This is a genomic window from Streptomyces sp. NPDC088350, assembly GCF_044753545.1.
In the GTDB taxonomy this organism is placed as follows: domain Bacteria; phylum Actinomycetota; class Actinomycetes; order Streptomycetales; family Streptomycetaceae; genus Streptomyces.
In genome coordinates this window covers 490996-510918 of record NZ_JBIVNL010000003.1, presented here as the reverse complement: position 1 = coordinate 510918, position 19923 = coordinate 490996, and the positions used below count along the sequence as shown (strand labels likewise).

Annotated in this window: 17 protein-coding genes; 10 read left to right on the top strand and 7 right to left on the bottom strand. The window is 71.9% G+C overall.

The features are described 5' to 3' along the window. The first annotated feature begins 20 nt into the window (after positions 1 to 20). From ACIQBL_RS12185 to ACIQBL_RS12160, 6 genes are read left to right on the top strand one after another with little or no spacing between them, the layout of a single operon-like run. Positions 21 to 1241 (top strand): LLM class flavin-dependent oxidoreductase, encoded by a 1221-nt coding sequence (locus ACIQBL_RS12185; RefSeq protein WP_401939931.1) that lies wholly within the window; start codon positions 21 to 23, stop codon positions 1239 to 1241. 19 nt (positions 1242 to 1260) lie between these two features. Then, on the top strand, positions 1261 to 2634 hold the full coding sequence (locus tag ACIQBL_RS12180; RefSeq protein WP_401939929.1) for an NtaA/DmoA family FMN-dependent monooxygenase: 1374 nt from the start codon (positions 1261 to 1263) through the stop codon (positions 2632 to 2634). Next, the gene (locus ACIQBL_RS12175) at positions 2631 to 3710 is read left to right on the top strand and encodes an LLM class flavin-dependent oxidoreductase (protein WP_401939927.1); all 1080 of its coding nucleotides are present in this window, start codon (positions 2631 to 2633) and stop codon (positions 3708 to 3710) included. Before ACIQBL_RS12180 ends, ACIQBL_RS12175 begins: the two co-directional genes overlap by 4 nt. 15 nt (positions 3711 to 3725) lie before the next feature. Then, positions 3726 to 4865: an LLM class flavin-dependent oxidoreductase gene (locus ACIQBL_RS12170; protein ID WP_401939925.1), complete on the top strand. Its 1140-nt coding sequence runs from the start codon at positions 3726 to 3728 to the stop codon at positions 4863 to 4865. Then, positions 4865 to 5203 carry a hypothetical protein gene (locus ACIQBL_RS12165; RefSeq protein ID WP_401939922.1) on the top strand — a complete coding sequence of 113 codons (339 nt, stop codon included), beginning with the start codon at positions 4865 to 4867 and terminating at the stop codon, positions 5201 to 5203. Before ACIQBL_RS12170 ends, ACIQBL_RS12165 begins: the two co-directional genes overlap by 1 nt. An 8-nt stretch (positions 5204 to 5211) precedes the next feature. Further along, positions 5212 to 5661, top strand: coding sequence for a GNAT family N-acetyltransferase (locus ACIQBL_RS12160; RefSeq protein ID WP_401939919.1), 450 nt, complete (start codon positions 5212 to 5214; stop codon positions 5659 to 5661). On the opposite strand, the gene ACIQBL_RS12155 is transcribed toward ACIQBL_RS12160, so the two are convergent. The 5 genes from ACIQBL_RS12155 to ACIQBL_RS12135 all read right to left on the bottom strand — a co-directional run bounded on the left by ACIQBL_RS12155 (position 5658) and on the right by ACIQBL_RS12135 (position 10331). After that, positions 5658 to 6728: a phosphotransferase enzyme family protein gene (locus ACIQBL_RS12155; RefSeq protein ID WP_401939916.1), complete on the bottom strand. Its 1071-nt coding sequence runs from the start codon at positions 6726 to 6728 to the stop codon at positions 5658 to 5660. The genes ACIQBL_RS12160 and ACIQBL_RS12155 overlap by 4 nt on opposite strands. After that, the gene (locus ACIQBL_RS12150) at positions 6725 to 7486 is read right to left on the bottom strand and encodes an ABC transporter ATP-binding protein (RefSeq protein ID WP_401939913.1); all 762 of its coding nucleotides are present in this window, start codon (positions 7484 to 7486) and stop codon (positions 6725 to 6727) included. Before ACIQBL_RS12150 ends, ACIQBL_RS12155 begins: the two co-directional genes overlap by 4 nt. Further along, entirely contained in the window at positions 7483 to 8256 is a 774-nt protein-coding gene (locus ACIQBL_RS12145; RefSeq protein WP_401939910.1) for an ABC transporter permease, read from the bottom strand. Before ACIQBL_RS12145 ends, ACIQBL_RS12150 begins: the two co-directional genes overlap by 4 nt. Further along, positions 8253 to 9281: an ABC transporter substrate-binding protein gene (locus ACIQBL_RS12140; RefSeq protein ID WP_401939908.1), complete on the bottom strand. Its 1029-nt coding sequence runs from the start codon at positions 9279 to 9281 to the stop codon at positions 8253 to 8255. The genes ACIQBL_RS12145 and ACIQBL_RS12140 overlap by 4 nt, the downstream gene beginning before the upstream one ends. 129 nt (positions 9282 to 9410) lie before the next feature. After that, the gene (locus tag ACIQBL_RS12135; RefSeq protein WP_401939905.1) at positions 9411 to 10331 is read right to left on the bottom strand and encodes an ABC transporter substrate-binding protein; all 921 of its coding nucleotides are present in this window, start codon (positions 10329 to 10331) and stop codon (positions 9411 to 9413) included. A gap of 384 nt (positions 10332 to 10715) precedes the next feature. Between ACIQBL_RS12135 and ACIQBL_RS12130 the strand changes: the two genes are divergently transcribed. Further along, positions 10716 to 11600, top strand: coding sequence for a sulfurtransferase (locus ACIQBL_RS12130; RefSeq protein ID WP_401939902.1), 885 nt, complete (start codon positions 10716 to 10718; stop codon positions 11598 to 11600). Positions 11601 to 11760: 160 nt separating this feature from the next. On the opposite strand, the gene ACIQBL_RS12125 is transcribed toward ACIQBL_RS12130, so the two are convergent. After that, positions 11761 to 12858 carry a M12 family metallopeptidase gene (locus ACIQBL_RS12125; protein WP_401939899.1) on the bottom strand — a complete coding sequence of 366 codons (1098 nt, stop codon included), beginning with the start codon at positions 12856 to 12858 and terminating at the stop codon, positions 11761 to 11763. Between the two features lie 97 nt (positions 12859 to 12955). Here ACIQBL_RS12125 and ACIQBL_RS12120 point away from each other — a divergent pair, with 97 nt between their 5' ends. Continuing rightward, positions 12956 to 14851: a LuxR C-terminal-related transcriptional regulator gene (locus tag ACIQBL_RS12120; RefSeq protein WP_401939897.1), complete on the top strand. Its 1896-nt coding sequence runs from the start codon at positions 12956 to 12958 to the stop codon at positions 14849 to 14851. Between the two features lie 284 nt (positions 14852 to 15135). Here the strand turns inward: ACIQBL_RS12120 and ACIQBL_RS12115 are convergent, their stop codons facing one another. After that, positions 15136 to 17739 (bottom strand): CHAT domain-containing protein, encoded by a 2604-nt coding sequence (locus ACIQBL_RS12115; protein WP_401939895.1) that lies wholly within the window; start codon positions 17737 to 17739, stop codon positions 15136 to 15138. Between the two features lie 109 nt (positions 17740 to 17848). Between ACIQBL_RS12115 and ACIQBL_RS12110 the strand changes: the two genes are divergently transcribed. Both ACIQBL_RS12110 and ACIQBL_RS12105 read left to right on the top strand, forming a co-directional pair. Continuing rightward, on the top strand, positions 17849 to 19285 hold the full coding sequence (locus ACIQBL_RS12110; RefSeq protein WP_401939892.1) for a S8/S53 family peptidase: 1437 nt from the start codon (positions 17849 to 17851) through the stop codon (positions 19283 to 19285). Beyond that, the gene (locus tag ACIQBL_RS12105; protein ID WP_401939889.1) at positions 19282 to 19920 is read left to right on the top strand and encodes an RNA polymerase sigma factor; all 639 of its coding nucleotides are present in this window, start codon (positions 19282 to 19284) and stop codon (positions 19918 to 19920) included. The genes ACIQBL_RS12110 and ACIQBL_RS12105 overlap by 4 nt, the downstream gene beginning before the upstream one ends. The last annotated feature ends 3 nt before the right edge of the window (positions 19921 to 19923 follow it).

Genomic DNA, 19923 nt, shown 5'->3' with positions numbered 1-19923 from the left:
CCTCCAGGAAGGCACCACTCGTGTCATCGACCTCCCCTTCCCCCCTCCATCTCGCCGTCGCCCTCGACGGCGCCGGCTGGCACCCGGCCTCCTGGCGTGAGCCGGTGGCGCGGCCCCGCGACCTGTTCACCGCCGCGTACTGGGCCGACCAGGTCGCCGAGGCCGAGCGCGGCCTCCTCGACTTCGTGACCTTCGAGGACGGCCTCGGCCTCCAGTCCTCGTACTACGGCGGGCTGGACGGCCGCACCGACCAGGTCCGCGGACGCCTCGACGCCGTCCTCATCGCGGCCCGCATCGCACCGCTCACCAGCCACATAGGTCTCGTCCCGACGGTGGTGTCCACGCACACAGAGCCGTTCCACATATCCAAGGCGATCGCCACCCTCGACTACGTCAGCGCCGGGCGCGCGGGTGTACGGGTGCAGCTCTCCGCCCGGCCGCACGAGGCCGACCACTTCGGACGGCGCACCATTGAGCCGATCAGTCTGGAGAGCCTGCGGACCGAGGCCGGACAGGAAAGGCTCGCCGAGCACTTCGACGAGGCCGCCGACTACGTCGAGGTCGTACGCCGCCTCTGGGACAGCTGGGAGGACGACGCCGAGATCCGCGACGTCGCCACCGGCCGCTTCGTCGACCGCGACAAGCTGCACTACATCGACTTCGAGGGCCGCCACTTCAGCGTCAAGGGCCCCTCCATCACACCCCGCCCGCCGCAGGGCCAGCCGGTCGTCAGCTCCCTGGCCCACCAGACCGTCCCGTACCGCCTGGTGGCGCGCGCCACCGACGTCGGGTATGTCACCCCGCACGACACCGACGAGGCACGGGCCATCGTCGCGGAGATCCGCGCCGAGCAGGAGGCGGCGGGCCGCGCCGACGAGCAACTGCACGTCTTCGGCGACCTCGTGGTCCTCCTCGACGACGACCAGGCCACCGCAGCCGCCCGCCGCGAACGCCTCGACGCCCTCGCGGGGGAGCCGTACACCAGCGACGCCCGTATCTTCGCCGGGACACCCGCCCAACTCGCCGACCTGCTCCAGGAGTTGCAGACCGCAGGCCTGACCGGCTTCCGGCTGCGGCCCGCCGTCGCCGGGCACGACCTCCCGGCGATCACGCAGGGGCTGGTCCCCGAACTCCAGCGCCGGGACGCCTTCCGCCGCGCCTACGAGGCCGACACCCTGCGCGGCCTGCTGGGGCTCGCCCGCCCCGCCAACCGCTACGCCGCTGCCGCAGCCACCGCCTGAGCCGGAGGGACCGTACGACATGAGCAAGCCCCTGAAGCAGATCCACCTGGCCGCCCACTTCCCCGGCGTCAACAACACCACCGTGTGGAGCGACCCCGCGGCCGGCAGCCACATCGAGTTCAGCTCCTTCGCGCACTTCGCGCGGACCGCCGAACGCGCCAAGTTCGACTTCCTGTTCCTCGCCGAGGGCCTACGACTGCGTGAACAGGGCGGAAGGATCTACGACTTGGACGTCGTCGGCCGCCCCGACACCTTCACGATCCTCGCGGCGCTCGCCGCCGTCACCGAGCACCTCGGTCTGACCGGCACCATCAACTCGACCTTCAACGAGCCCTATGAGGTGGCCCGCCAGTTCGCCAGCCTCGACCACCTCTCCGACGGTCGCGCGGCCTGGAATGTCGTCACGTCGTGGGACGCGTTCACCGGCGAGAACTTCCGCCGGGGCGGCTTCCTGCCGCAGAACGAGCGCTACTCCCGCGCCAAGGAGTTCCTGGCCACCACCAACGAACTCTTCGACTCCTGGCACGGCGACGAGATCGTCGCCGACCAGGCCACCGGCACCTTCCTCCGCGACGCCAAGGCCGGCGCCTTCGTCCACCAGGGCCAACACTTCGACATCCACGGCCAGTTCAACGTCCCGCGCTCCCCGCAGGGCCGCCCGGTGATCTTCCAGGCGGGCGACTCCGACGAGGGCCGCGAGTTCGCCGCGTCCAGTGCCGACGCCATCTTCAGCCGCTACAGCACCCTCGACCAGGGCCAGGCCTTCTACACCGACGTCAAGTCCCGCCTCGCCAAGTACGGCCGCCGGGCTGACCAGTTGCTGATCCTTCCCGCCGCGACCTTCGTGCTCGGCGACACCGACGCCGAGGCCGAAGACCTGGCGAAGGACGTGCGCCGCCAGCAGGTCAGCGGCGCCACGGCCATCAAGCACCTCGAGTTCGTCTGGAACCGGGACCTGTCCTCCTACGACCCGGACGGCCCGCTGCCCGACATCGACCCGGACGTCAGCGACAACCACATCTCCAAGGGCCGCGCCCAAGTACGCATGTACCGGGACCCGTTGGCCACCGCCCGCGAGTGGCGCGAACTGGCCGCCGCCAACAAGTGGTCGATCCGCGACCTGGTCATCGAGACCGGCAACCGCCAGGCCTTCATCGGATCCCCGTCCACCGTCGCGAAGACCATCAACGACTTCGTGCAGGCCGACGCCAGCGACGGCTTCATCCTCGTCCCGCACATCACCCCGAGCGGCCTCGACCCCTTCGCCGACAAGGTGGTCCCGCTCCTCCAGGAACAGGGCGTCTTCCGCACCGAGTACGAGGGCCCGACCCTGCGCGACCACCTCGGCCTCACCCACCCCGACGAGGTACGTGACGAGCGAGCGGCATCGTGAAGTTCCTCGCGATCACCCTCATCGTCCACCGCCCCGACCCGGTCACCGGCATACAGAAGCCGACCCACGAACGCTTCCGCGAAGTCCTCGACAACGCCCTCGTCGCCGAGGAGTTGGGCTTCGACGGCTTCGGTGTGGGGGAGCGGCACGAGCGCCCCTTCATCTCCTCCTCGCCGACCGTCGTCCTCAGCCACATCGCCGCGCTCACCCGCCGCATCCGCCTCTTCACGGCGGTCACCACCCTGAGCCTCCTCGACCCCGTCCGGGCCTACGAGGACTACGCGACTCTCGACCATCTCTCCGGCGGGCGCCTCGACCTGATCATCGGCAAGGGCAACGGCACCGCCCAGCGCGAGCTGTTCCACGTCACGCCCGAGGACCAGTGGGAGCGCAACGCCGAGAGCTACGAGGTGTTCCGGCAGCTCTGGCGCCAGGACAAGGTGACGGCGAGGACCCGCTTCCGCCCGGAGTTGAAGGACGCCGAGGTGTGGCCGCGCCCGTACCAGCAACCCATCCGGGTATGGCACGGCAGCGCGACAAGCAAGGAGAGCGTCGACCTGGCCGCCCGCTACGGCGACCCCCTCTTCTCCGCGAACGTCACCAACCCCATAGAGCCCTATGCCGAGTTGATCCGCTACTACCGGGAACGCTGGGAGCACTACGGCCACGATCCGGCGGACATCGCGGTGGGCGCGGGCACGGCCGGCCTCTACGTCGCCCCCACGACACAGGAGGCACTGGCCGTCTACCGGCCGATCTTCGAGAGCAACCTGGCCTTCCAGAGGCAGGTCGGCCTGCCCGTTGTCTTCGAGACCCTGGAGGACTTCGTCGAGCGCAGCTCCGCGCTGATCGGCAGCCCGCAGCAGGTCATCGACAAGGTGCACCGCTACCACGAGCAGTTCGGCCACACGGTGCTCCATCTCCACGCGGACGCCAGCGGCTTGACGGACCGTCAGCACCGGGACTCGCTGGAGCTGTTCCAGTCGGCGGTGACTCCCGTGCTGCGCAAGGACATCCCGGACCCGCCGTTCGCCTGGGGACCGGCCCTGCCCGAGCCCGTCGCCGCCGACCACTGAGGAGTGAGCGAGAAGATGTCCCCCGGTATCCCGCTCGGCGTCCTCGACCTGGTCCCGATCTCCTCCGGCTCCACCGCACCCGAGGCGCTGCGCAACTCCATCGAACTCGCCCAGCGGGCCGAGGAGTTCGGCTACGCCCGCTACTGGTTCGCCGAACACCACCTCAACCCGGGCGTCGCGGGCACGTCCCCCGCAGTGGTCCTCGCCCTGACGGCTTCCGCGACCTCCACGATCAGGCTCGGCTCCGGCGCCGTCCAACTCGGCCACCGCACCGCCCTGTCCACGGTCGAGGAGTTCGGCCTGATCGACGCGCTCCACCCGGGCCGCTTCGACCTGGGCCTGGGCCGTTCGGGCGGACGCCCGACGCCCCCACTGCCGACAGCGACCCCGGTCGTCGGCGGCCGGGCCCCCAACGGCCTGCGCATCCCGCCCCGTTTCTCCTTCGCACGTCTCCTCGGCTCACCCGGAATCGCCCTCCAGCGCAAGCTGCTCCTGCTGCCCAAGGCCGCGTCGCAGGACTACGCCGAGCAGATCGACGACGTCCTCGCCCTGCTGGCCGGCACCTACCGTTCCGCGGAGGGCGTCGAGGCGCACGTCGTACCGGGTGAGGGCGCCGACGTCGAGGTGTGGATCCTGGGCAGCAGCGGGGGCACCAGCGCAGAGGTCGCGGGCCGCAACGGCCTCCGCTTCGCGGCGAATTACCACGTCAGCCCCGCCACCGTCCTTGAGGCGGCGGATGGATACCGCGCCGCCTTCCAGCCCTCCGACGTCCTCGACAAGCCGTACGTCAGCGTCTCCGCCGACGTCGTCGTCGCCGAGGACGACGAGACGGCACGCGAACTCGCCACCGGCTACGGCCTGTGGGTGCGCTCCATCCGTACGGCGGAGGGTGCCATCGAGTTCCCGACCCCCGACGAGGCACGCGCCCACGTCTGGACCGACGAGGACCGTGAGCTGGTTCAGGACCGCGTCGACACCCAGTTCGTCGGCTCACCCGGCCGGGTCGCCGACCAACTGGAGCAACTCCAAGAGGCCACCGGCGCCGACGAGTTGCTCATCACCACCATCACCCACGACCACACGGACCGCGTGCGGTCGTACGAGCTGCTCGCGCGGGAATGGCGCCGCCGGGGTCACTCCTCCCAGTCGAGCTGATGCTCCGGAGTCCCCACCGACCGCCCGTACGCGACCGCTTCGGCGCGACCGGCTTCGTCGCCGCGCCGATAACGGCTGCATCGATATGCGGCTGCCGCCGCGTGGCCTTCCCGGCGAAGACGACCACCCGCTCGTTCCTGAGGGTGAAGTCGGCGTACCAGCCGTTGGTGGGCTCCGACGCGGCGGCGAGCGCCTCCGCGATCGAGCCTGCGGCACCGTCGTCGTCGGTCTCCCACTCGACGAACGTCCAGGCGTCGGGCTGCCCGGCCGTCGCACTCGCCGAGTCGTCGACCCGCTCGACCTTCCGGATGCGTAGTCCGTACCGCTCTCTGCCATGATCGATACCATGGCCATCCGTATCGAGTCCGCCGATGTCGCCGACCTGCACCAGGTCCTGGAGGACCACGCCCGCTACTGGGGAGAGCGGGACCTTCGCGCACTCCATCTCACCGCGATGGTGCAGGAGTTCGGGTCCACCTGTCTGGTCGCCCGCGCCGACGACGGCATCCGCGGATACCTCTTCGGGTTCGTCACCCCCGACCAGACCGGATACGTACACCTCGTGGCGACCCGGTACGACGCACGCGGCACCGGCCTCGGCCGCAGCCTCTACACGGCCTTCAACGAGGCCGCCGGACGGCAGGGCGCGGTCCGGCTCAAGGCGATCACCTCGGTCACCAACGAGGGCTCGATCGCCTTCCACCGCACCCTCGGCTTCGACGTACGCATCGTGGAGAACTACGACGGACCGGGCCGACCCCGTGTCGTCTTCACCCGTGAGCTGCTGCCCGGCTAGACCCGCCCCCGCAGCAGGTCCAGCAGCCACCGCCCGCTCTCCCCGGCGAACCACTCCGCGTGCCCCACGTAGTACTCGTACGCCAGCCGGGTGTTCTCCGCCGATCGCGTGACGCCGTGGAAGTAGCCCAGCTCGGAGAGCGCGAACTCCGCGTGCACCAGGGGGAGTAGCGCGGGGAGTGCCTCCGACTCGGCGGGGCTGAGCGGTCGTACGGACTGGTAGCCGTCGAGGAGCGCGAGCGCGTCCTCCTCGCGGACCGGGAAGCCGGGCTGGAGCCACTGGACGGTGTTGCGTTCGATGGCCGTGGCGAGGTCGTGCACGGCCGTCGTGCGGTCGCTCATGCCGAAGTCCAGGGCCGTGGCGACCGAACCGTCGTCGTTCCAGAGGAGGTTGGAGGCGTGCCAGTCGTTGTGGGTCCAGAGGGGGGTGAGGGCAGGGAGGTGCGGGGCCAGTTCCTCGTGCAGGGGGAGGAGGACACGCCGGGTGTCCTCGCGCCACGGGAAGTCCGCCAGCCCCTTTGCCAGTTGGGGCCGCTCGTCCACGTAGCGCTCCAGCTCCGCCTGCGGGTCGGCCGAGGCGAACACCGTGAACGACGCGACCAGCGGCTGTACTTGACGGTGCGGCGCGTCGAATCCCTCCGCCGCCAGGTGCAGCCTCGCCAACGCCTCGCCGGCGGCCCTCGCGTGGGCGGGGGAGCGGAACGGGGACCAGGACAGCGCGTCCCGGTAGAGGTCCGTGCCGGTACCGGTCGAGTGCACCTCGTACGTCCACTCGCCGCGCGTCGCCGCGTCCAGTACCTCGACCACCGGTGCGCCGCGTCGCCGTAGATGCCGTAGGAAGGCGTGTTCCTCGGCCAGGCCCTCGGCCGTGCGGACGGTGGTGTGGTGGCGTTTGACGAACAGGCGGTGGCCCGCCCGTGCCACCACGGCCGCCGCCGAAAGAGGGCGCGGGCTGCGCCACAGCACCCTGGCGGGGCCCACGATGTCCGTCACCTCGGTGTCCGTCAGGGGCGGCCAGTCGGGCTCTACCGGGTCGGTGCCCAGGCCGTGGGCGAGGTGTGAACTCATGCCGTCCGCACCGCCGTTGTGCCGTGCAGGGCGTCCAGGACGCGGCGCTCGGTCGCGGCGAAGTCCGGGTTCGTGAAGTCGTCGGCGCCGCGCGGGCGGGCCAGGGGGACCTCGACGCGGTCGATCACCGTGGCCGGGCGCGGGGAGAGGACGTGCACGGTGTCCGCGAGCAGGACGGCCTCGCGGATGTCGTGGGTGACCAGGACCACCGTCCAGCGGTGGCGTTGCCACATGCCGGCCAGCCAGAGCTGCATCTCGGTGCGGGTGAGGGAGTCGAGGGCGCCGAACGGTTCGTCGAGCAGCAGGACCGGTCGCTCAAGGACCACCGTGCGCAGCAGGGCCGCGCGTTGGCGCATACCGCCGCTGAGTTGGGACGGGTACGCCTGCTGGAAGCCGTCGAGGCCGAAGTCGGCGAACAGCGCGTCGGCCCGCCGGCGTGCCTCCTTCTTCCGTACGCCCTGTGCCTCCAGGCCCAGCGCCGTGTTGTCGAGCACGGTCCGCCACGGGAAGAGGAGATCCTTCTGCGGCATGTAGGCCACCTTGCCGGATTCCACTCCGGCCGGCTCGCCCTCCACCAACACCCGCCCCGACGTGGGGCGGTCGAGGCCGGAGACCAGGTTGAACAGGGTGCTCTTGCCGCTGCCGCTCGGGCCGATCACCGCTGCGAACTCACCTGGTTCCACGGCGAGTTCGAGGTCCCGCAGCACCTCCAGCGGACCGAAGGACTTGCCGACGCCCTCGATGCGAAGACTGCTCATGACGCCTTGTCCTCCTTCAACGCCCGTTCCCAGGGGAGTACCAGCCGCTGAAGCAGATAGGTCGCGCCGAACAGGGCGATGCTCAGGGTGGCCGTCACCGCGACCGCCGCGAACACCAGGTCCGTGCGGAACGCGCTCTTCTGTGCCTGCATATAGATCCCGAGGCCCGCCTCCGCGCCCGCGTACTCGGCGAACACGGCGCCGACGACGGCGTAGGTGATGCTCACGCGGAGCCCGGCGAAGAAGTACGGCATCGCACTCGGCACCCGGACGAGGCGGAACGTCCGCCACCGGCCCGAGCCCAGCGAGCGCAGCAGCCGCATCGCCTCGCGGTCGGTCGCCGCGAAGCCGGCCGCGAGGTTCGCGGCGAGCGGGAAGAACGTCGTCAGGGTCACCACCAGCATCTTCGGCAGCAGTCCGAAGCCGAACCAGATGATCAGCAACGGTGCCACGGCCACGATCGGGACGGTCTGCGAGGCGACGAGCAGCGGATACAGGCCCCGGCGGGCCGCCGAGGAGAAGTCGAGGAGGACGGCCACCAGCCAGGCCGCCGCGAAGGACAGCGCGAAGCCGAGCAGTGTCTCCTGGAGAGTGGGAAGGGTCTGGTCCCAGAGGTCCTGGCGGTTCAACCACCCTTGTTCCACTACCCGGGCGGGGGAGGGGAGGGTCGTGGGATCGATGCCGGCGGCGGTGACGTAGAGCTGCCAGCCGCCGAGGAGCACGGCGAGGACGAGGAGCGGCGGCCACAACGACCGCAGGAGCGGCCTCACTTGGTGTCCGGGAGGTAGGCGTTGGTGAAGAAGGTCGACGTGTTCGGGGCGGACGTCAGCTTCTTGCCGTCGGCGTCGACCAACAGGCCCGCCTTGTACTCGAAGTCCGCGAAGGCCTGCCAGCGCTCCGCGCTCTGCGTGCCGATCGCTCCGTCCGCACCCTTGTAGTACTCCTTGGCCAGCAGCGCCTCGCTCTCCTTCACCAGCTCGGTGTTGGTAAGGACGCTCCTGTTCGCCGAGATGAGCAAGTCGGCTGCCTGACCGGGGTGTTCGGCGGCGTAGCGGTAGCCTTTGTCGACCGCCGCCAGGAACTTCTTCGCGACCTCCGGGTTCTTCTTCAGGAACTGGTCCGAGGACGCGACGAGTGTCGAGTAGATCGCCGGGAAGCCGTAGTCGGACAGCTGGAAGTTCTTCAGCGGCTTGCCGCTCAGCTTCGCCTCCAGTCCCTCCCAGGTCGGCATCGGCATCGCGAAGTCCGCCCTGCCCGCGTAAAGCGCCGCGTACGCCGAGGTGTTGAGGGTGACCTGCTTGAAGTCGCCCTTGCCGCCCGCGTTCTGGATCACCTTCCGCAGCAGCGGCTTCTCGTAGGGTGCGCCGAAACCGGCGTACGTCCTGCCGTCCAGGTCCTTCGGCGAGGCGATGTCGGTCCGGTCGGCCCGCACGGCGATCGTCACGTCCGTCTTCTGCGTCACGGCGTAGACGGAGGTGATGTCCTGGCCGGCCGCACGCGCGGTGGTGATGCCCTCCTGGTAGGAGATGCCGAAGTCCGCCTTGTGGTTGGCGATCAGGGTCTCGGGCGCGGTCGAACCGTACGGCACGATCTTGACGTTGATGCCGGCCGCCTTGAACCAGCCCTTGGCCTGGGCGACATAGATGCCCGTGTGGTTGGTGTTGGGCGTCCAGTCCAGGGCGAGGGTGACGGTCGTGGTGCCGTCCTTCGCGGCTGCCGTGGAGTCGGCGGAGCAGCCGGTGACGGCGAGAAGGGCGGTCGCGGCCATGACGGACAGGGCGGTACGGCGATGCATGTCGGGTCCTTCGGAGGGTGGGAGGGCTGGCGGGTCGGTCCGGTCACGGCCGACACAGCGCGCTGCCCACCCTCATGAAGTCGACGGCGAGACGCCGGGTCAGCGTCCGTGCCTGGCAGGCCAGGGCTCTCATGTGGCCACGTCCAGCAGCCCGTTGGTGAACGACTTCGCCCAGTCCCGGTCGTCCGGGATGGCGCCGTTCTCGGCGAGCCAGTGCGCGTACGGGCCCATCCGGCTCTCGTCGATCACACCCCAACGACCTTCTGCGTCCGTCCAGGTGGGCGCGATGAGTGCGAGGGAACGGGCGATCAGCGGGCGCGGGAAGTACGGGATGACGTGCTCCAGCAACTCCAGGGTGGGCTCGGGTTCCTGGGCCGCTGCCGCGTAGCCGCGAGCTGTCACGGCGAGGAAGTCCCGTACGAGAGAAGGGTGTTGGGCGAGCAGTGTCTCATTCGTGCCGAGCAGGTAGCTGTGGTAGCGCGGAGCGCCGATCTCGTCGACCGGCCAGGTCACCCGCTGCTCCTCGGGCAGCTCGCCGCGCAGCGCGTCCCACGACCAGTAGTTGCCGAAGGTCGCGTCCGCCTCGCCCGCCGCGATGTCGTCCACGGTCAGCTCACGCGCGCCCGCGTCCACGCCGATCACGGCGTCCGGGTCACCGCCGTCGGCCGCCACCAGGTGACGCACCATGGCCCGGCCGCGCGGGGTCGGGTTGAAGGCGATACGACGGCCTGCGAGGTCGCGGGGGCGGGTGATCCCGGTCGACGTGGTGGTCTGGATCGCCTCCAGGCCCCGGTGGTTGACCGCGGCCACGGCGATCAGCGCCTGGCCGTGCTCCGCGCGCCGGGCCAGCAACCGGTTCGGCGGGAAGATCCCGAAGTCCACCTCGCCCCGGGCCAGGTATTCGAGGGTGTCCCCGCGTCCCGGATCCTGGACCACCAGCTCGACATCCAGACCGGCCTCGGCGTACCAGCGACGGGCGCGGGCGACGTACAGACCGGATGAATTCGGCCACGGGTGGAAATAGTCCAGCATGACCCGTATGTGCGGCATGGGGGTGCTCCGGGATGTGCGCAGGCGTGACGGCGCCTGAAGGGAGGGGAAGGGGTGCGCGGAGGCGGCGGATCAGTGCGTGCGACAACAACAGGAGCTGCGCGCCGGGGTGTTGACCACCGGGTGCTGGGGCTCGACTGCTGAAGACACGTGAACTCCTACGCGGGCGCTGAGGCGCGAGTGATGCGGTCGGCGTCCCCATGGGGGCCGGACTCTCGACGAGCCGGTCCCAGACGCCCTCTCAGCCCAACCGGGTAGGGGCTCCCGCGTAGATGGCCGAACGATAACCGCACCACCCGGATTCTGTGCAAGCTCCGTCCGAAATATGGGACCTCCCTGCCCGATGGGTGAGACGCCCAGGTCGCGGGCGTACGATCGGCCGCCATGACCACCTCCCTGCTGCCCGGCCCGCTCGTCGACGACACCTGGCTCGCCGCGCATCTCGACGACCCCCGGCTCGTCGTCCTCGACGCCACCGCGCTCCTGCCCTCACCCCGCGAGGACGGCGACCACCGCTCCGCGAGCGGGCACGGCACATGGGTCGAACGGCATGTCCCCGGATCACGACACGCCGACCTGACCGGCGACCTCTCCGACCACGACGCGCCGTACCACTTCGCCGTACCGTCCCCCGAGGCTCTCGCCGAGGCGCTGGCCCGGCTGGGTGTGGGGGAGGGCAGCGCGGTCGTCTCCTACGACAGCGGGGGCGGGATCTGGGCGGCGCGGCTGTGGTGGATGCTCCGGGCGATCGGGGTGCCGGCGGCGGTGCTGGACGGGGGCCTGGAGGCGTGGGCGGCGGCCGGGCGTCCGGTGGATTCGGGGGACGACACCGGACCGGTTCCGGCCGTTCCTTCCCTCACGCCCGTCGTCCGTCCCGACCTGTGGGCCGGCATCGAGGACGTGGCCGCCGTCAGCCGTGGCGAACGTACCGGCGCCCTGGTCTGCGCTCTGCCCCCGGGCGGCTACGACGGCTCCGCGCCGACCCGCTACAGCCGCCGCGGACACATCCCCGGCAGCCGCAGCCTCCCGGGCCGGGGTCTCCTCGACGAGGCCGGACGCGTCCTGCCGTCCGACGAACTCGCCGCCAGGATCGGCGCGGTCCTCGACACCGACGACTCACCGGTCGTCCTGTACTGCGGCGGCGGCATCTCGGCCGCGGGCGCCGCACTCGCGCTCACGCTGCTCGGCCGTACGGACGTGTCCGTCTACGACGGTTCGCTGGAGGAGTGGTCCAAGGACCCTGACCGGCCACTGGAGTTGGGGTCGTAGAGCACAAGTGACCTGTAATTCCGGGGAGTTGGGCGGCTGAACGCCGAACACGGCGGCGTGGCCGAGGCTCGTATCCCTCCCCCGAAGGCTACGAACCTCGGCCGCTTCCCCCGGCGCCGGACAGTGGTCCGTCCGTCCGTGTGCGGCTGTACTCATGCTGTTACCAGCACATCACCGCGGTTTCCCCCGAACCCCACGTGGAGTACAGACGCACACGGACGAAGTAGCGGCGGCCCTTGACGAGCCTGACCTTGAGCGTTGCGTTGCGCGGCGTGCCCCCGTCGTCCTGCCCGGCGAGGAAGCGCGGTTCGCCGTCCCGTTCCTCGAAGACCACGACGACCGTGTCGCTGTCCCCGAAGGCGCCGACGGCGTACTCGCGCGTCTGCGTCGGCTCGATCGCGAAGTCGGCCTGCTCGCCCGGTCCCAGACGCAGCGGCGCCGAGTGGAACGGCACCAGTCCGGTCGGCCGGGGAGGGCCGGCGGGCGGGTACCAGCGCAGGACGAACTCCTTGTCGGAGGGGGAGAGGCCGCCGCGCGGGTGCAGGCCCGTGCGGTACTCCTCCGGCTCCAGGATCAGTCCCGACGCGAACGGGTACTCCATGATCGACTGCGGGTCCCAGACGGAGCCGTTGACCTCGTCCGGGTCGAGCTTGCGCAGGATGTTGTAGTACGTCCTGTCCCGGTTCCAGTGGTTCGGCGGGCCCGCCAGTTCGGCGTACACGGCCTCGTCGTCCCAGTGGATCCCGGCGAACGGGCTCTGGTGCTCGTGCAGCATGCCCAGGGCGTGCCCGATCTCGTGCAGGGCCGTGCCGCGCTGTCCGGGCGCGGTCAGGTCCCAGCCGAAGTTCATGGTGCGGTCGCTCAGACCGACCGTGAGCGCGTCGCGGCCCACCGTCGACCACGAGCCGTCACCGGGCTGGAACCCGATGCGCAGCTCCGCCTCCGAACGGTCCCCGACCTCGGCGAAGCCGACACCGACACCGAGGCCCTGCCACTCGCGGAAGCACTCGCGTACGACGTCCTGCTGCTCCTTGGCGCCGGCCCACGGCACCCGCCGCCGCTCGCCGGTCGCGGGGACCGGGATGACGGACGTGTCGGTGGCCGCCGCGTTGTCGGCGTCGAAGAAGTAGTAGTGCAGGACCGTGCCGTTGACCCACATCCGGCTTCCGCCGATGAGCGCACTGAGCCGCTCGGCGGCCAGTCCCGGTCCGAACTCCGGGGCCGGCTGCTGCGCGAGGGAGCAGTAGCGAGCGGTCATGCGACCAGACTGCCGGTGACCGTACCCGGGCGCCTGAGTCGAGGGCTACTCAAGTCACCCTGTATCAGAGGTGAGTAGCAGGACTCCTATCTGAGTGATGACTTTCGAACAGGACGCGAAGACCCTTGAACTGCCGTGGCCGTTCACCGGCCGGGAGGACGAACTCGAGCTCATCCGCGGGTCGTTGACGGCGGGCAGGCACGGCATCGTGGTGACCGGTCCGGCCGGCCGGGGCAAGACCCGGCTCGTCACCGAGGCCGTCCGGGGCGGCGACTGCGCCAAGGTCACCGGGACCCCCGAGACCCGCCTGCTGCCCTTCGCCGCGTTCGCCCACCTGCTGCCCGAGAGCGTCTCCCTGCACCGCGCGGTCCAACTCCTGTCCGGCGTACGGCTGTTGATCGTGGACGACGCCCATCTGCTCGACGACTCCTCGGCCGCGCTCGTCCACCAGCTCGCCGTCCACGGCCGTACCCGCCTGGTGGTCGTGGTGGCCGACGGCGACCCGGTACCCGGCGCGGTCTCGCGCCTTTGGACGGGGGAACTGCTGCCGCGCCTCGCGCTGGAGCCGTTGCCCCGCGAGGAGACGGCACAGTTGCTGACGGCTGGCGCCGGCGGCCCGCTGGAACCCCTCACCGTGAACCGCCTGTACGGGCTCTGCCAAGGTGATCTGCGCCTGCTGCGCGACCTGTTGGGCGCGGTGCGCGAGCGCGGCCTGCTGACCCGGGCGACGGACTCCGACGAATGGGCGTGGCGCGGCCCTGTTCCGGTCACGGCGACGGTCCGCGAACGTACCGCGCAGGTCCTCGCCCGCACCGGCCCCGAGGAGCGCGAGAGCCTCGAACGCCTGGCCTTCGCCGAGCCGTTGGCGTCCTCCGTGGACGACTTCGACCTCGACATCCTCGAACGCCTGGAAGCGGAAACCCTGATCCACCTCGACGACCAGGGCGCCGTCCGCCTCACCCACCCCCTGCACGGCCCCGCCCTGCGCGCCGCGGCCGGCCGGCTCCGGGCCCGCCGACTGGCCCGCACGCCGGACCAGTGCGCGTCGGCGCTCGCGGCCGAACGGGCCGCGCTGACCGAGCGCATCGACCGCACCGACGTACGACCGCTGCCGACACCGGTGGGGGAGTGGCTGGTCGCGGAGGGCGCACCGGTACCGGCCGGATACGCCGCCGTACGCGCACGGTTCGCGAGGCTGCGGGGCGAGCTGCGCGAGGCGGCGGCGTGGGCGCGGGAGGGACTGCGGGAGTCCCCGGGGGGCCGGGCCTGCGCGGACGAACTCACCCTGGCCGCAACCCAGTCGGGCGACATACCGGCCACCGGCGAGGAGCTTCCCCACCGTCCCGCGTCCGGCGACGCGGGCAGCTGGCTGGCGGCGGCACGGGGCGATGTCGAGGCCGCCCGCGAGACCGCCGCCGACCGGTGGAAGGAGGGCGAGGCGAGCCGCGGCCCCGCCGTCGAGGACGGCAGGCCCGCCGCGTACGTCCTCTACGACGCCGTACGCCTCGGCGCTCCCGAACGTGTCGCCGGCAGGCTCGCCCGGCTGCCCGGCGACGGACCGGCCGTCCTCGCCCGGCACGCCGAGGCACTCGTCGACGGGGACGGGCCCGCGCTGGACCGGGTGGCGGGGGAGCTGGAGCAGCGCGGGTTCCTGCTGTTCGCGGCGGAGGCGCACGCGCAGGCCGTACGGGCGCACCGCGACCCGCGCGCCGCGCGCATGTCCCGGACCCGCGCGGTCGCCCTGGCGCGGCGCTGCCAGGGCGCCCGCACTCCGGCCCTGTCCGGCCTGGTCCTGGGTGAACTCACCGCCCGCCAACGCCAGATCGTCACCCTCGCAGCGGCCGGCCTGAGCAACCGCGAGATCGCCGAACGCCTCACCCTCTCCATTCGCACGGTCGGCAACCACCTCTACAGCGCCTACGCCCGCCTCGGCGCGAGCGACCGCGGGGCGCTGCCGTGGCTGGTGGAACTGCCGGCGACGCGGTCGGCGTGACGGGTGGCCTGCCGGCCGGCCCTGCCCCGTGACGCCGACGGCTCGGGCTCGGCCCGGCACGTCGACACCCGCAGCTCCTTCGACCCGTGCGCCGAGCCGGTCGCGCCCGCGGGCGCCAGGTGGCCGAGCGGGGGCGGTCGGCGGTCGGCTGAGCCGATCCCGGGGCGGTCTGCCTCGTGCCTGCGGCTCATTGGCCGAGCCGCCCCGATGGGTCAGTCCGCGTCGAGCTCGGGGCGGTCCGCCGCGTGCCCACCGCGCTGCATTGGCCGAGCCCACCCGCCGGGTCAGGCCGCGCCGAACGCCGTGAACGCCCAGCCCGTCGCCCGATGCACCGCGTCCCCCGGCAACGCGGCCCGTGCGTCGCGCAGGGCCTCCGCCAGGGAGAGGCCCGTGGTGAGGCCCTTGTGCAGGGCGAGCATCAGCGGGACCACGGCCGCGTCGTTGACGGGGGCGCTGCTGGCGATCACGCCCGCCGTGCCCAGCGGGAGCAACGCCGTGACCAGGCCCAGGAGTTCGTCCGCGCCGACCGACGCGAGGCGGGCCGTGTCGCAGCTGGAGAGGATGATGCGGTACGGGCTGCGGGCGAGGCGTTCGAAGTCGTGGACGATCAGCGGGCCGTCGGCCATCCGCAGGGACGAGAACAGGGGGCTGTCCGCGCGGAACGTGCCGTGGGCCGCGATGTGGGCCAGGGTCGCGCCGTCCAACTCGGCCAGCACCCGGGGGACTTCGGCGTCGTCGTGCTCCAGGATCGTGGCCCTGCCGTACCGGTCGGCCAGGTCCGGGACTTCGGCGCCGCCGGTCGCGAGGCCGGGGCCGCGCACCAGGACGTGCCGTCCACCGGGCGGCCGTTCGGTGTCCAGGGCGCGCAGCCAACTGCCCGCCGACGGCGACACGCTGAGCACCCGCTCGCGCAGGGACGGCAGCAACGCCCAAGGGACGCGGTGGAGTCGGCCCGGTGGGACCACCACCACCGGTCCGGAGCCCAGGTGTCCGGCCGCCTCGCCCAGGAGCAGTTCCTCCAGGCGCCGGCCCGCCGCCTCCACCACCGGGAGCCTGGCCTCCGCCCCGGGATGCGCGAGGCGTCGTAGCCCCGCCTGTACGTGTTCCGCCTCGGCCATCGCCTCCGCGAGGAGGCCCGCCTCGAAGCGTCGTACCCGGCCCTCCCCGCACAGCAGGGCGTGCACGCGGCCGTCGACCACGGCGAGTTCCACGAGCCGGCCCTCACCGAGACGGGCCAGCAGGCGAGTCGGGTCGAAGCGGTCGCCCTCGCCGGGGGCGTCGCCGCGCATGTGGAGGGTGCGGGAGCGGATCTCCCGTTCCAGGCGCCGCTGTTCGCGTTCCAGGGCCGGTACCGGGCGGCCGTCCATCCTGGCCTCCTCCGCGCGGGCGGCGATCTCGCGGAAGGCGGTCAAGTCGCTGAGCAGGGCCGGGTCGGCGGGCGGTCGGGTGGGGGGAGTGGAGAGCGCGGTCGCGCGCCAGCGTTCGCTCCACACCAGGAGGCGTCGCGGACCGCCGGTCGCGAGGCTCGCGCGCTGGGCCAGCGCGGCCAGTTCCGCGCCCTGCGCGGTCGCCCGCGCCCGCAACTCCGAGGCACCCAGGGTCATGCGGTGGTCGTCGAGGACGTCGAGCCCGCGTCGGCAGGCCTCCAGCACTCCACGGCCGGAACCGGCGGCCTGCGCGCGCAGCGCCTGCGCCGCCCAGCCGGTCATCCGGGCCAACGGGGGTCCGCCGCGTCTGCTGCGCGCGGCGACCGCCAAGTGCCGTTCCGCGTCCGCGGTCCAGCCCACCGCCAGCGCGATCCGGCCCGCGAGGAGCGACGCCTCCGGCGCGGACGGCGAGCCGAACGCGGCCAGCCGGTCGGCCACCGCGGCGGCGTCCGCCACCAGCCGCCCGGACGCGCGCCCGGCCGCCAACCTGGCCTCGATCAGCACGAGTTGGGCATGCGTCTCCCACCAGGTGCGCCGCTGTGCCGCGAACAGCCGTACCGCCACGGCCGCCCGCGCGATCGCCGTGTGCGGATCGTCCGTGAGCCGCGCGGCCCGGGCGGCGACCAGGAGGAGTTCCGCCTTGCGGGTGGACTGGCCGCCGATGCCGTCGAGCAGCCCGACCGCCGCGTCCGCGTGGGTCAGCGCCTCCCCCGCGAGGCCCGCGCTCATCAGGACCTCGCAGCGGCGGACGGTGAGCATGAAGCTCGGGGTGGCGAGCTTCGCGTACATCTCCTCGGCCTCGTCGAACAACCGCAGCGCCACCGGGATGTCGCCCGACCGGAAAGCGGCCAGACCCCGGCTCTCCACCGCGTCGGCCTTGTCGTGCTCCTGGCCGGTGGTCTCCCACAGCCGCTCGGCCGCCGTGAAGTCGGCGTCGGCCCGGTCCACCGCGCCCAGCGCCAGATGCACGGTCGCGCGCAGGGTGATCGCCCGCGCGATCCAGATCACGTCGTCCGCCTGCCGCAGCACGGCGATCACCCGTCGTACGTCCTCCAGAGCCTCCCGGTGCCGGCCCAGCACCCACCACACGTAGGCCCGCCGGTACTGGACCCGCGCGCGGGTCTGACCGCTGCCGCGGGCGATGCCGCGCTCGAAGGCCTCCAGGCCCTGCCGGGTGCGGCCCGCGTGCACCAGGGCCACCCCGAGCGTGCCTAGGACGTCCGCCTCCCGGTCCGCCGATTCCGCGCGGGCCGCCAGGTCGCGGGCGCGCCGCAGATGGTGCAGGGCGAGCCGTAGATCGCCGAAGTCCCGCTGCCACATGCCGATCGCGTGGTGGGCCACGGAGGCCCGGAACGGCGTCGGATCGGTGTCGAGCACCTCCCGCGCACCGGCCAGCGCCTCGTTCGGAGCCGCGAACACCATCGGCAGCAGTTCGAGAACCGAGTCGCTTCCCGCTGTCACTTCTCCCATGCTAGTGGTCCCCGGTGCAGACCACACAGGTTTGGTGCTGTATCAAGTAGCGGCCTGGTGGCTCTGATTGACGACCGCCGCCGCAGTGGGAGGACACGCCATGGCACCACAGCGATTCCACGAGCAGTTCGACCAGATCCAACGCTCGATGCCCGACGTCCCCCTGGCGATGGGGCCGGACGACTCCGCCGAGTTCTTCTACGAGAAGGGCGCCGTGCTCGCCCGCGACGGCGAGGAGGCCCGTCTCGTCGAGGACACCGTACGCACGCACTTCACCGAGGCCACCGGCCTCACCGGGGACTCCGTCCGCCGCGCGGGGCCCGAGACCAACCGGTCCGGCATCACCCGCATCCAGGTCGGCGACCCGGGCGAGGGCGACCGGCGCGGCGACCACGCCGTCGCGAACGCGCTGCGCGCCCTGCGCGAGCCGGAGGGCCGCGCCGGACGCCGGCTCGTCAGCCGCAACCACGTGGTGTCCATCGCGGTGAACGCCTGTCCCGGCGACGAGCCCGTGCCCGCCCCGCTCACCGACGGCGCCAACCCGGCGCCCGCGGAGGCCGGTTACGACCCCGACACCGCCGTGGCCGTCCTCGTCATCGACACCGGCCTCATGCACGACTACCAGTCGTACCCGCTGCTGGCCCACGTCCAGGGCGACGCCCAGATCAGGGAGACCGACGACGCGGGAGTGCTCCAACAGTACGTAGGGCACGGCACGTTCATCGCCGGGCTCGTCGCGGCCGTCTCGCCCAACACCGAGGTCACCGTCCGCAACACCCTCAACGACGTCGGCGCCATCCTCGAATCGGAGTTCGGCGAGGCGCTGTTCGCCGCCGTCGACCAGAACGGCTGGCCGGACGTCATCAGCCTCTCCGCAGGCACCTCCAACGGCCGCACCGACGGACTCCTCGGCGTCGAGGCCTTCATGCAGGAACTCCGGGGCCGGCGAACGCTGTTGGTCGCGGCGGCCGGCAACAACGCCAGCGCCACCCCCTTCTGGCCCGCCGCCTACGCCGACCTGCCCGACTACCAGGATGTCGTCCTGTCGGTCGGCGCGCTGCGCAGCGACGGCGAGTTCGGCGCCTGCTTCAGCAACCACGGCGCCTGGGTCAAGGCCTATGCCCCCGGCGAACGCCTCATCGGCCCCCTCACCGGCTTCCTCGCGCCCACGCCGTACATCTACCAGCACACCACCTACGACGCCTGCCGCTTCGGCTTCACCTACTCCTGCACCTGCCAGAACCCGCAGCACACCGGTGTGTTGAGCCAGGACGGGCAGACGGAACCGGGCACACCGGACCAGGTGACGTTCACGGGCCTCGCGCACTGGAGCGGTACCTCGTTCGCCACCCCCGTCGCCGCCGGCATGGTCGCCTCCTTCATGACGGCCAACAAGGAGACCAACGCGCGCGCCGCCCGCAGGCAACTCCTCGCGGCGAACACCGAGTACGCCGAAGTACGCGGGGCGCACGTACCGGCGCTGCGCCCGCCCAGCTGGCGCCCGGTGCCCGTCGTACCGCTCTCCCCTCCGGCATGAGGGCCGGAACCGTCCCCTCCACGGCGTACGATGACATGCCGCACACGAGGGGTGGGACCGTGGACCGTAAGGAAGTCGGCGCGCTCGTCCAGTCCGCCGTCGACGGCGACGCGGCGGCCTGGAAGGCGATCGTGGAGGGGTTGAGCCCGCTGGTCTGGTCCGTGGTGCGCGGCCACCGGCTCTCCGACGCCGACGCCCACGAGGTGTACCAGACCGTGTGGTTCCGCTTTGCCCAGAACCTGCGGCGGATCCGGGAACCCGAGAAGGCCGGCTCCTGGCTGGCCAGCACCGCGCGCAACGAGTGCCTGAAGGTGATCAAGGGGCTGAGGCGGCTCACACCCACGGACGATCCCCAACTCCTCGACCGGGTCAGCGAGGAGCGCACCCCCGAGCAGTCGCTGATCGACTCCGAGGAGGAGGCGTCCGAGGCCGAGCGGATCCGGCGGCTGTGGCAGGAGTTCGAGCAACTGGGCGAGCGGTGCAGGCAGTTGCTGCGCGTCCTGATGGCCTCGCCGCCGCCGAGCTACCTGGACGTGTCGGCAGGCCTGGGGATCGCCGTCGGCAGCATCGGACCCATGCGCCAGCGCTGTCTGCGCCGGTTGCGGGCCCGACTCGACGCCGGGAGGGCGCTGTGACCG